Below are 12442 nucleotides of genomic sequence, written 5' to 3' on the forward strand. Positions count from 1 at the left end.
AACTACACTCCTATTCATCATAGAATTCATCATGTTTTAATGGAATCTCCTTCAAGCAAAAAGCAGCTAATAAAGTTAAAACAGCAAATACTACTCCAAAAGAATATAGTTTTGTAATTCCAGTTGATAAAGAAAGCTTGACAGCATGAATAAACTGATTATAAAGTTTCAAGCCAGCATTTCCAAAAGCTGAAAACATTGTTTTAATCTGCTCTTGAGCATGTGCAGTTATTAAAGCTTGAGGATTTGATATAGCTGAACTTACTGATTTTGGCATAGAATTCATTGCTTTTAGTAATTTTGCAGGTAAATTTCTAGGTAGTTCTTTTGCAAAAGCATTTGCTAATATTGTACCATAAATAGGTGCTATAACAATACCCCCTAGAGAATTTACAAATTGCTGCGTTGAATTTACAACACCAAGCATTTTATAAGGGAAAGCATTCTGTATAACAACATTTACTAAAGGCATAACAGTACCGAGTCCTAAACCTAAAATTATCATATTTCTTATTACTGTAATCCATGTTGTATTTACATCCATTTTTGAAAGTAAAAATACTGCAATTATAACTATTATGGAACCTAGAATAGCTTGAAGTTTATATCTACCTGTTTTGCTGATAATAATACCACCGACTATACTTCCAGCTATAAAACTTAGCATCATTGGTGTTAACAAAGCACCTGAATTAGATGCAGATAATCCAACTACACCTTGAACAAAAAGTGGTAAGAACATAACAGTACCAAAAAGACTCATTGATACTAATAAGCCCATAAGTACAGTCGAAGTGAAAATTGAATTTTTGAATAATGAAGGACTTAATAAAGGTTCTTTAGCTTTCTTTTCTATAAGAATAAAACAAATCATGAACATTATACCTATAGCAAAAAGACTAATAATTTGCTTAGAAGTCCATTGATATTTTGAACCAGCCCAAGTAAAAGCAAGTAAGATAGGAATTAAAGCTAAAATCATAAAAGCACTCCCTAACCAGTCTATACTATGTTTTTCTTTAGTTCTAACATTTGGAAGTGCATAAGATACTGCTATAATCGAAATTAAAGCTACAGGTAAATTGATGTAAAATACCCATCGCCAATTAAAATTATCTGTAATCCATCCACCTAGATATGGTCCAATAATACTAGCAAGCCCAAAAACTGACATAATAAGCCCCATCCATTTGCCTCTTTCTTTAGGATTAAATATATCTCCTATTGTGGCACGGGGCATACTCATCATTGCCCCTCCTCCAAGACCTTGTAATCCTCTTGCAAAAATAAGCTGCATCATTGTGTGAGCTTGGCCTGAAAGGGCAGAACCTATCATAAATACAGAAAGACCGAATACGTAAAAGGGTTTACGTCCGTAAATATCTGATAATTTACCGTATATAGGAACAGTTATAGCAGATGTCATCATATATGCAGTAAATACCCACGCATATATGTCAAAACCTCTTAAATCTGCAATAATAGTAGGCATAGCAGAAGAAATTATTGTTTGGTCTAAAGATGAAAAAAACATTGTTACCATTACAGCAGCTAAAGCTATCCAGCGTCTATTACCAGTTATTTGGTTTGTTTCTTGATACTTCATTATATTACCCCCTTAAATTTAACTAAGTTAAATATTAACTAAATTAATTGTAAAACTAGTTAAATTATAAGTCAACTTTTAATTGTAATAAAAAAGTAGTTAAAAAAATAATAATATAGTAAATTCAATATTTAGGGGATGAAATATATGGGAAAACGAAAACTTATTTTCAAACTTTTTCCTATGAGAGTTAAAAGAGATTATTTAAACAGGTCAAAACAGAAAAATAGTTACAAAAAGTTGTTTTACCAACTGTTGGTTAGTATAATAATTGTTCTTCTAATAATACTTATTAAATCTTTTAATACAAGTTTTACAAATAATGTTATTAGATTAGTCGAAGACACAGTAAAATACGATTATGATTTCAAAAAACTAGGTTACAAAGTACTGAAGTATGCGAAAGGAAGCAGTGAGGAGCTAGATAAAGCAACTTCAGTTTTTAAATATCAAAATGATGTAAAGATAGATTCATTTTTTGCGCCGGCTACAGGTATAGTTTATAAAAAATTCGGTCAAGTAAAGAAAGGCGATATAACTATTTTTCATAGAGGTATAGATATACTTTCAAATGATAAAAAGATTTATTCAATAGGGAATGGAATAATAAGTGAGATTTATAATAACAAAATTTTGGGTGAATGTATCCGAGTTGATTTTGGTGAAATAGAAGCAGTTTATGCACATTTAGACAATATATATGTAAAAGTAGGCCAGAGAGTAACTAAAGGACAGGTTTTAGGTACATTAAAAGAAGATGGTAAAGGAGATAAATTATTGCATTTTGAAATATGGAAAGATAGTACTCCTATAAATCCATTAGATTTTGTAAGTATAAGTATTAGCAATTTAAATAATTAATGGGGGATTAAATGACAATTTTTCGTATAGGTCAGTTTAAAATAAAAATAAATTATTTATTATTTATACTTTTTGTGTTATATTTTATACTTGGGTATTTTAGTGAAGTAATTGTAATATTTTTTTCTATTTTAATACATGAACTTGCTCATGTTTATTTGGCATTTAAATTAGGTTTCAAAGTGAATTGTGTTGAACTTTTTCCATTTGGAGGAGTTGCAAGAATAGAAGGGTTAATTGGTACAGAACCGTTAAAGGAAGTTAAAATAGCTGTCATTGGGCCAGCTATAAATGTTTTATTAGTTGTTGTTTTGATATTTACGAAAAAATATTTATTTGAAAATCAGATTATTGTTCTATTTATTAAGACTAATATGATTTTGGCTTTTATTAACTTATTACCTATTTTACCTTTAGATGGTGGCAGAATACTTAGAGCAATATTATCTTTAAATTTAGGAATAAAAAAAGCTACAATATGTGTTTTAGAAATTACCTATATACTATCTGTAGTCATGATTCTTATTGGTGTATTGCTGTTTATGAGAAATGTGTATGGTATTTATTTGATTCTATTTTTTATCTTTATAATTATAGCTGCCAAGAAAGAAAAAAATATGGCAGTTTTTATTTTCTTAAAACAAATATTTTGTAAAAATCAGAGAGTGTTAGAATCTGGCATATATAAAGTACAACATATTATTTGTTTAAATGATATGAAAATAAAATCAGTTATTGAGAATTTCCTTCCTAACAAGTATCATATAATTATTGTTATTGATAAGGAAGGTAATGTAATTGCAACACTTTATGAAAAGCAAATTATAGAGGGAGTAATTAAATATGGTTATGATATAACTATAGAAAAGCTACTAAATAAAAAGGAAAAGTGGTAGAATATATTTAGATATTTTAATAGTAAGGGTGATGAGATGATAAATAAAGATACATTAGATAAAATTCTTTCACGAGTTGAAAAACCAGCAAGATATATTGGTAATGAGATAAACAGCTATAAGAAAAATACAAAAGAAGTAAAGGTAAGATTTGCTTTTGCTTTTCCAGATATTTACGAGGTTGGCATGTCGCATCTTGGGCTACATATATTATATAACCTCTTAAATAAAGAGGAAGATGTATTTTGTGAAAGAGTATTTGCACCATGGATTGATATGGAACATGAATTAAGAAAGCATAATATTCCACTTTACGCTTTGGAAAGTAAAGACCCAATAAATAAATTTGATTTTGTAGGTTTTACATTGCAGTATGAAATGAGTTATACTAACATTTTGAATATGTTAGATTTAGGTCATATACCTTTGCTTTCTAAAGATAGAAAAGAAGAAGATCCATTTATTATAGCGGGTGGACCATGTGCTTACAATCCAGAACCTTTAGCTGATATAATTGATTTTTTTGTAATTGGTGAATCAGAAGAACTGATATTAGAAATAATTGAAGCATATAAAAAATGGAAAGAAAATAATAGAACAAGAGAAGAATTTTTAGAAGATGTAAGTCAAATTAAAGGTGTATATGTACCAAAGTTTTATGAAGTTACATATAATCAAGATGGTACTATAAAAGAATTTACACCAAAAGCACAAAGATATCCTAGTGTAATAAAGAAAAGAATAATTAAGAAATTAGACGAAGTTTACTTTCCAGATAGAGTTATAGTTCCATATATTGAGACAGTACATGATAGAGTTATGTTGGAGATTTTTAGAGGATGTACTAGAGGATGTAGATTTTGTCAAGCAGGAATGATATATAGACCTGTAAGGGAAAGAAGTGTAGATAAGCTATTAGATCATGCACAAAAATTAGTTGAAATAACAGGACATGAAGAAATTTCTTTATCTTCATTATCAACAAGCGACTATTCAAAACTTGAAGAATTAGTAAAGAGCTTAATTAATAAATTTAAAGATAAGAAGATAGGTCTTTCATTACCATCTTTAAGGCTTGATTCTTTTTCACTTGATATAATTCAAGAGATACAGAAAGTTCGTAAAACAGGACTTACTTTTGCTCCAGAAGCTGGCAGTCAAAGACTTAGAGATATAATAAACAAGGGTATAAATGAAGAAGACTTAATAAACTCAGTAAGAGATGCTTTTTATTTAGGTTGGTCTACTGTTAAGTTGTATTTTATGATAGGACTTCCATATGAAAATTATGATGATATTCTTGGAATAAAAGATTTAGCTTATAAAGTTAAAGATACTTATTTTGGATTACCTAAGGATAAAAGAAAAGGAAATTTAAAAGTGACAGTTAGTACATCGTGTTTTGTTCCAAAGCCATTTACACCTTTTCAATGGTTTGGCCAAGATACTATTGAAACATTTAAAGAGAAACAAAAATATTTAGGAAGTAATATAAAAGATAAGAAGATTACTTACAACTTCCATGACCCAGAATTAAGTTTTCTTGAAGCTGTTTTTGCTAGAGGAGATAGAAAATTATCAAAAGTTTTAATAAGAGCATGGCAAAAAGGTTGTAAATTCGACGGATGGGCTGATTATTTTAATTATGAAAAATGGATGGAAACCTTTAGAGAAGCAGGAATTGACCCAAGCTTTTATGCAAATAGACATAGAGAATATAATGAAATACTGCCTTGGGATTTTATTGATGTAGGAGTTTCTAAAAAATATTTAATTAATGAAAATGAAAAGGCTAAAAATGGCATATTAACTAGAGATTGTAGGAAAGGTTGTACTGGGTGCGGTATTAATATTAGCTTTACAGGTGGTGTTTGTTGATGAGTACGATTAGAGTAAAATTTTCAAAAAAGGACGAAATGAAATATATTTCACATTTAGATTTGATGAGATTGTTCCAGAGAGCTTTTAGAAGAGCGGGTATACCAGTAAGATATAGTCAGGGTTTTAATCCACATCCAAAATTTTCATTGGCTACAGCTCTTCCAATTGGGGTAACAAGTGATGGTGAATATATGGATGTTGAGTTAGAAAACGATATTGACAAAGATGAGTTTATCAAAAGGCTTAATGATGTATTACCTAGAGGAGTTAGAATTCTTTCTAGTAAATATATAAAGACTGGTAAATCATTGATGTCACTAATAGAATGGTCTGATTATGTTATAGAGTTTTGTACAACTGATGGTATTAGCAAAGAAGATATGGAAAATTGCATAAGAGAAATACTTAAAAAAGATGAGATTTATATAAAAAAAGTTAAAATAAAAAACAAAAAAGAAACAATTAAAGAAGTTGATATAAGAAGTAGTATTAAAAATTTGAATTTGCTAGTTGTTGAAGATAAAAGAATTATAATTAGAACAACTCTAAAATCAGGTAGTAAAGGTAATTTAAAGCCTAAATATATAATAGACATAATAAATAAGACTGGAAATATAGAAATAGTAGATGATAGCATAAAAATCCATAGATTAGAGTTATATTCTCAGAAAAATGGTAACTTAGTGTCACCTTTAAATTGTGAATAGGAGAAGATTTTATGGCTGAGATTATAATAGATATGGGGTTAAATCAAAATAGAGTAGCAATTCTGGAAAATGGAGATTTAGTTGAATTGTATATTGAAGAAGAGAATAAAAGACTTCTTGGAAATATTTACAAAGGCAGAGTAATTAATGTATTACCAGGGATGGAAGCTGCTTTTGTAGATATAGGTTTGGACAAAAATGCTTTTTTGTATGTTAAGGATGCTGTACCAAGTGATCTTTTAGGCTTTGAAGATATAAGTTTTAAAGATATTTCAATTAGAGATGTTGTAAAACCTGGTCAGGAACTGATTGTTCAGGTAGTAAAAGAACCAATAGGTACCAAAGGTCCAAGGATATCAACTCATATTACTTTACCCGGGAAATATGTGGTTTTGATGCCAGAAACAAATCAAATTGGTATATCGAAAAAAATTATAGAGGAAGAAGAAAGAGATAGATTAAAGAAAATAGTTGAAGAGAATAAACCAGAAAATATGGGGGTTATATTAAGGACAGCAAGTGCTGGTGTACAAGAGGAGTTGATTATTAAAGATATTGAGTTTTTGATAAAACTTTATGAGAAAATAAAAAGGGAAGGTAAAATAGGATATGCACCAAGGTTAATATATAAAGAGTTAGATTTAATTGATAGAATAGTACGTGATTTTTTTGGTGATGATGTACAGAGATTAGTTATTAATGATAGAGAAAAGTATAAGAACATTTTGGAACTAATTGATGCAACAATGCCACATTTGAAATCTAAAATACATTATTTTGACGAATGTTATGACATTTTCAAGCATTTTGGAATAGAAGCGATGATTAAGAATGCATTAGAACGTAAAGTATGGCTAAAAAGTGGTGGATATATAGTAATAGATGAAACAGAGGCTCTTACCTCAATAGATGTTAATACGGGTAAATTTGTAGGGAGTGTTAATTTAAAAGATACAGTTTTAAAAACAAATATTGAAGCTGCAAAGGAAATAGCTAAACAATTAAGGTTAAGAAATATAGGTGGTATAATTATTATAGATTTTATTGATATGAAGAATAGTGAAGATATAAAATACGTTATTGATTGTTTGGAGAATGAGCTTAAAAAAGATAAGGTGAAAACAACGATATTAGGAATGACTAGATTAGGATTATTAGAAATGACTCGAAAAAAAGATAGAAAGAAGTTGTCTTCAAAGCTTTATAAAAATTGTCCTCACTGTGAAGGAAAAGGGAAAATTATTTCTGACAGTTCAATTTTAAATTATATAGAAAAAGAAATAAAGAGAATAAAAATTCATACAAGTTCAAGTGCTGTTATTTTTGACTTAAATGTATCTTATAAAGAAACGATAGATTCTAAATTTGAGAATAATATTAAACTTATTGAAGACAAATTTGGAATTAAAATTTTCATAAATTATATAGATAGTATTAATTTAAAGGAAGTTAAAATAAGAAGCATGGGTAAATTAGAGAACATAAAAGTACTATATGAGAATATAAAAAGCAAATAGTCCCTTTATGGAGGGGAATGTATGAAGTTAAATTATGAATTAGCTCAAAAAATTGTTGATAAAACCATGGATGTTTTAGGAAAAAATATTAATATTATGAATAATCAAGGGATTATAATTGCAAGTGGAGACAGTGAAAGGATAAATACATTTCATGAAGTAGCTTTTAATGTAATTAAGGAAAAGAAACCAATAAAAATTATGAAGCAAGAAACTTATCTATATAAAGGAGTAAAATCTGGAATTAATTTACCAATATATTTTCATGGAAATATAATAGGGGTTGTAGGAATTACAGGTGAAGTTAGCGAAGTAAGTAGCTATGGTGAGCTTGTGAAAAATTTTGTTGAACTAATGTTGCAACAAGAGTTTTTAAATAAACAAATAGAACTTGAAAATAGAACAAGAGAAAATTTTTATCAACAATTATTAAGTAATAGTATTGAAGATAAGGAAGTAATAAAAGACAGAGCTGAGCTTTTAAAGATAAAAACGGGTATTTATAGAGGTGTAATTTTAGTAAAACCTACAATTGACAATTGTAAAACTTTAACTAATAAAATATTAATGCTATATGATTATTTAGATTTTAAGGAAGATGATTGTGTCTTTATAAGAGGAGAATTTATAGTAATTATTAAAGCTTTTAAGTCTGATGATGCTGATAGTGTAAATAGCCTAATATTAGAAATAGCTAAAAGTTTAGAAAAAGAATTGGTTAAAAGAAATTATAAACCTTTTTTTGGTATTGGACAGCCTTTAAAAGGACTTGAAAAGCTTTATTTATCTTACCAAAGTGCAAAATATGCTTTAAAAGTAGGTGAAAAACTTTCTTATGTATATAAAAATAGGATATATTACATAAATCAGCTGAATTATGATTTCTTTTTACCTTTGATAGATAAAAATATAATGAGTTATTACATAAAACATCTTGCAAATATAAATCTGAACGAAATTTTCTCTGAAAAAGAAATAGGTCATACAATTGAAGCATTGATTGAGAATGATTTAAATATTAGTAAAACAGCAAAAAAATTATTTATACATAGAAATACATTATTATATAGGTTAGATAGAATAAAAAAAATGACTGGATTGAATCCTAAAAAAGCAAAAGACTTGTTTATTTTACTTTGGGCTTATCACATATATTTATATTTAAAATAAGATGTGCAATTTATACAAATACACTCTGTGTTACAGGGTGTATTTTCTTATTTTTTGTATGTAGTAAATAAAAATCTTTATTTATATAATTTTAATAAGCATAATATAATAAGGAGTTGAAAAATGTGAAAATATTAGTCGCACCTGATTCATTTAAAGGAAGTCTTACAGCACTAGAAGTTGCAAAATATATGGAGAAGGGAATATTAGAAGTTTTGCCTAATGCACAAGTAATTAAAGTACCTATGGCAGATGGTGGGGAAGGCACTGTAAGAGCTTTAGTAGATGCAAATAAAGGTGAAATTGTTTATAAAAAAGTAACTGGTCCACTAGGAACTCCTGTAAATGCTTTTTTTGGTATTTTAGGTGATAGGAAAAGGGCAGTAATTGAAATGGCAGCTGCTTCAGGGTTGCCGTTAGTACCAAAAGATAAGGCTAATCCGATGATAACTACTACTTATGGAACCGGTGAGTTAATAAAATATGCATTGGATTTTGGAGTGGAAGAATTGATTATTGGTATAGGTGGTAGTGCAACTAATGATGCTGGTGTTGGAATGGCACAAGCTTTAGGAATACGATTTTTAGATGAAAATGGTGAAGAAATAGGATTTGGTGGAAAGGAGTTAATTAGAATAAAGGAAATAGATATTAGTGGTTTAGATAAAAGAATACTGAAAACTAAGATTAAAGTAGCTTGTGATGTGACAAATCCTTTATATGGTCCAAATGGGGCAGCTTTCATTTATGCTCCACAAAAAGGAGCTAATGAAGAAATAGTTGAATTATTGGATAGAAACCTAAAACATTTTGCAGAGGTTGTTAAAAATCAGTTAGGAATAGATGTTCAGAATATACCTGGGGCAGGTGCTGCTGGAGGACTAGGTGCTGGAATTGTTGCATTTTTAGGCGGAAGACTATTACCAGGAATTAAAATTGTGCTTGAAGCAAATAATTTTGCAGAAAAACTAAGTGGAGTAAAATTAGTTATAACTGGTGAAGGCAAAATAGATGGGCAAACAGTAAATGGCAAGACACCAATAGGAGTTGCAAAGGAAGCAAAAAAATTAGGTATACCGGTAATAGCTATCGCAGGTACTGTTGAACATGATGCAAATTTAGTGTTAAAGGAGGGGATAGATGCAGTTTTTAGTATTATTCAAAAACCAACAACTTTAGAAAATGCAATTGAATGTACTTCTGAGTGGATAAAAAATACAACAAGTCAAATAGTTAAAGTTTTTGTAATGAAGTAAAACTAATTTTATATTAAAGGGGGAGGAGTTATGTTAACTGGACCTATATTATTAGTAGTACTTTTGCTTTCAATATTATTTATTATTTTCATGACTGCCAAAATAAAATTGCATCCTTTTTTAGTTCTTCTATTAGCAGCTTTTGGTGTTGGTTTGTTTTCAGGAATGCCTCTTTTAGATGTGGTTAAAACAGTTACAAATGGGTTTGGGGGGATACTAAGATATATAGGAATTGTAATTATATCAGGTACTATTATTGGTACAATTCTTGAAAAGTCTAAAGGTACATTAACTCTTGCTAATACAGTTTTAAAATTAGTGGGAAAGGCAAAAGCTGCTTTAGCAATGTCTTTAACAGGTGCTATAGTTTCAATTCCAGTATTTTGTGATAGTGGCTTTGTAATTCTTTCTTCATTAAATAAGTCTATGGCTAAAAAATCAAAAATTTCAATGGCAACTATGGCTGTTGCTTTATCTACAGGTTTATATGCAACACATACTTTAGTACCACCTACACCAGGGCCAATTGCAGCTGCAGGTACAATTGGTGCGGATTTAGGTATGGTAATATTACTTGGGTTAATAACTTCTATACCAGCAATAATAGTCGGTTATATTTGGTCAATTAAATTTTGTTCACGTTATTGGATAGAACCTGATATAGAAATCGATGTGAATACAGAAGAAAAGCTGTTACCAAAAACATTTGAAGCTTTTTCTCCTATTTTAATACCAATTATTTTGATAACATTAAAATCAATAGCTGATTTCCCTAGTGCTATATTTGGAAATGGAAGCCTAAAGACAATATTAGATTTCATAGGAGATCCTACAGTAGCTTTACTAATTGGTGTATTTATATCATTTAAACTATTACCTAGTTGGGATGAAAAATATATTAACGGTTGGGTTGGAGAAGGCTTAAAAAATGCAGCTACTATAATTATGATTACAGGAGCAGGTGGAGCATTTGGTGCTATATTAAAAGCTACTCCAATAGGAGAATACTTAGGTCAAACATTATCAAATTTTAATCTTGGCATATTTTTACCTTTTATTATTGCAGCAGCATTAAAAACAGCACAAGGTTCATCTACAGTTGCATTAATTACAACTTCTGCTATTATAGCTCCATTGCTACCTTCATTAGGTCTAGATGGTGCTATTGCAAAAGCTTTAGTTGTTATGGCTACAGGTGCTGGAGCAATGACTTTCTCACATGCAAATGATAGTTATTTTTGGGTAGTAAGCCAATTTTCAAATCTAGACACAACAACAGCATATAAAACACATTCAATGGGTACGTTACTTCAAGGTATAGTAACTATGATTTTCATTAGTATATTAACTATAATTCTTGTATAAAATATATTAAAACAAGGTGGGACTAATAAAGTTCCACCTTGTTTTAATATATCAATAATTTTAGGTTGACAAAATGATAAGAATTTGATAGAATTTGTACTTGTAGGTAGCCGCACAATGCAGGTTTAAAAACTTAGTACCTAGCATTGGCGAGACAGGATAGAGGAGGTGTGAAGGAATGTATGCTGTAATTGAAACTGGCGGTAAACAGTACAGAGTTCAAGAAGGAGATACTCTTTTTGTTGAAAAGGTAGCTGGAAACGAAGGAGAAGTTGTTAAGTTCGATAAGGTTTTATTAGTTTCAAATGGTGAAGATGTAAAAATAGGAAAGCCTTTCGTTGAAGGAGCTACAGTAGATGCGAAAATAGTAGAACATGGAAAAGCTAAAAAAATAATAGTATTTAAGTATAAGGCTAAGAAAGACTACAGAAGAAAGCAAGGGCATCGCCAGCCATACACTAAAGTTGTGATTGAAAAGATTAATGGATAGTGTTAATTATGACAAGAGTGACTGTTTATAAAGACAAAAGAGGAAGTATAATGGGATATAAAGTAGATGGTCACGCAGGTTATGATGAGTATGGTAGAGATATAGTATGTGCAGCAATATCTGTATTATCACAGACAGCACTTATTGCATTGAATGAGGTTTGTGATATAGATAGAAACGATATTAAATATTGTATAGATGAAGATAAAGGTCATTTAAGCGTGACTATACCTAATAATTTAACAAAAGAGAAAAGATTGAAGGCAGACATAGTATTTGAGACTATGATAGTTGGAATAAAAGGATTATTAGAAGAATATCCTGATTACTTAACTCTCGAATATGGGGAGGTGTAAAGATGATGTTAAAGATGAACCTACAGTTATTCGCTCATAAAAAAGGAGTAGGTAGCTCTAAAAACGGTCGTGATAGTGAATCAAAAAGATTGGGCGTAAAAAGAGCTGATGGTCAATTTGTTCTAGCTGGTAATATATTAGTTAGACAAAGAGGAACTAAGATTCATCCAGGTAATAACGTAGGAAGAGGCGGAGACGATACTTTATTTGCTTTAGTTGATGGTATAGTTAAATTCGAAAGAAAAGGCAAGAATAAGAAACAAGTGAGTGTTTATCCAAAAGAAGCTTTAGCAAGATAACCTACCGAAATCGGTAGGTTTTTTTGTCACGAAATAAC

12 protein-coding genes are annotated in these 12442 nt (G+C 29.5%); 11 read left to right on the forward strand and 1 reads right to left on the reverse strand.

Annotated features, from left to right (window positions below; genetic code table 11):
* Positions 1-10: 10 nt before the first annotated feature.
* A complete protein-coding gene (locus tag TR13x_RS00415) occupies positions 11-1606 on the reverse strand; it encodes an MDR family MFS transporter (protein ID WP_054869909.1) in 1596 nt (531 codons plus the stop codon).
* Between the two features lie 147 nt (positions 1607-1753).
* Here TR13x_RS00415 and TR13x_RS00420 point away from each other — a divergent pair, with 147 nt between their 5' ends.
* The 11 genes from TR13x_RS00420 to rpmA all read left to right on the forward strand — a co-directional run bounded on the left by TR13x_RS00420 (position 1754) and on the right by rpmA (position 12404).
* Complete coding sequence (locus TR13x_RS00420) at positions 1754-2467, forward strand: murein hydrolase activator EnvC (protein ID WP_054869910.1); 714 nt, start codon at positions 1754-1756, stop codon at positions 2465-2467.
* Positions 2468-2478: 11 nt separating this feature from the next.
* Entirely contained in the window at positions 2479-3363 is an 885-nt protein-coding gene (locus TR13x_RS00425; RefSeq protein WP_054869911.1) for a M50 family metallopeptidase, read from the forward strand.
* Positions 3364-3399: 36 nt separating this feature from the next.
* Entirely contained in the window at positions 3400-5241 is a 1842-nt protein-coding gene (locus tag TR13x_RS00430; protein ID WP_054869912.1) for a TIGR03960 family B12-binding radical SAM protein, read from the forward strand.
* Positions 5241-5951 (forward strand): TIGR03936 family radical SAM-associated protein, encoded by a 711-nt coding sequence (locus TR13x_RS00435; protein ID WP_054869913.1) that lies wholly within the window; start codon positions 5241-5243, stop codon positions 5949-5951. The genes TR13x_RS00430 and TR13x_RS00435 overlap by 1 nt, the downstream gene beginning before the upstream one ends.
* A gap of 11 nt (positions 5952-5962) precedes the next feature.
* A complete protein-coding gene (locus tag TR13x_RS00440; RefSeq protein ID WP_054869914.1) occupies positions 5963-7468 on the forward strand; it encodes an Rne/Rng family ribonuclease in 1506 nt (501 codons plus the stop codon).
* A gap of 21 nt (positions 7469-7489) precedes the next feature.
* Entirely contained in the window at positions 7490-8638 is a 1149-nt protein-coding gene (locus TR13x_RS00445) for a sugar diacid recognition domain-containing protein (protein WP_054869915.1), read from the forward strand.
* A gap of 125 nt (positions 8639-8763) precedes the next feature.
* The gene (locus TR13x_RS00450) at positions 8764-9894 is read left to right on the forward strand and encodes a glycerate kinase (RefSeq protein WP_054869916.1); all 1131 of its coding nucleotides are present in this window, start codon (positions 8764-8766) and stop codon (positions 9892-9894) included.
* A 30-nt stretch (positions 9895-9924) separates the two neighbouring features.
* The gene (locus TR13x_RS00455) at positions 9925-11259 is read left to right on the forward strand and encodes a GntP family permease (RefSeq protein WP_054869917.1); all 1335 of its coding nucleotides are present in this window, start codon (positions 9925-9927) and stop codon (positions 11257-11259) included.
* A gap of 178 nt (positions 11260-11437) precedes the next feature.
* Entirely contained in the window at positions 11438-11749 is a 312-nt protein-coding gene (rplU, locus tag TR13x_RS00460; protein ID WP_054869918.1) for a 50S ribosomal protein L21, read from the forward strand.
* An 8-nt stretch (positions 11750-11757) separates the two neighbouring features.
* A complete protein-coding gene (locus tag TR13x_RS00465) occupies positions 11758-12105 on the forward strand; it encodes a ribosomal-processing cysteine protease Prp (protein WP_082394721.1) in 348 nt (115 codons plus the stop codon).
* A gap of 5 nt (positions 12106-12110) precedes the next feature.
* Positions 12111-12404, forward strand: coding sequence for a 50S ribosomal protein L27 (gene rpmA, locus TR13x_RS00470; protein ID WP_054870434.1), 294 nt, complete (start codon positions 12111-12113; stop codon positions 12402-12404).
* The last annotated feature ends 38 nt before the right edge of the window (positions 12405-12442 follow it).

The organism is Caloranaerobacter sp. TR13 (genome assembly GCF_001316435.1).
Classification (GTDB): Bacteria; Bacillota; Clostridia; order Tissierellales; family Thermohalobacteraceae; genus Caloranaerobacter.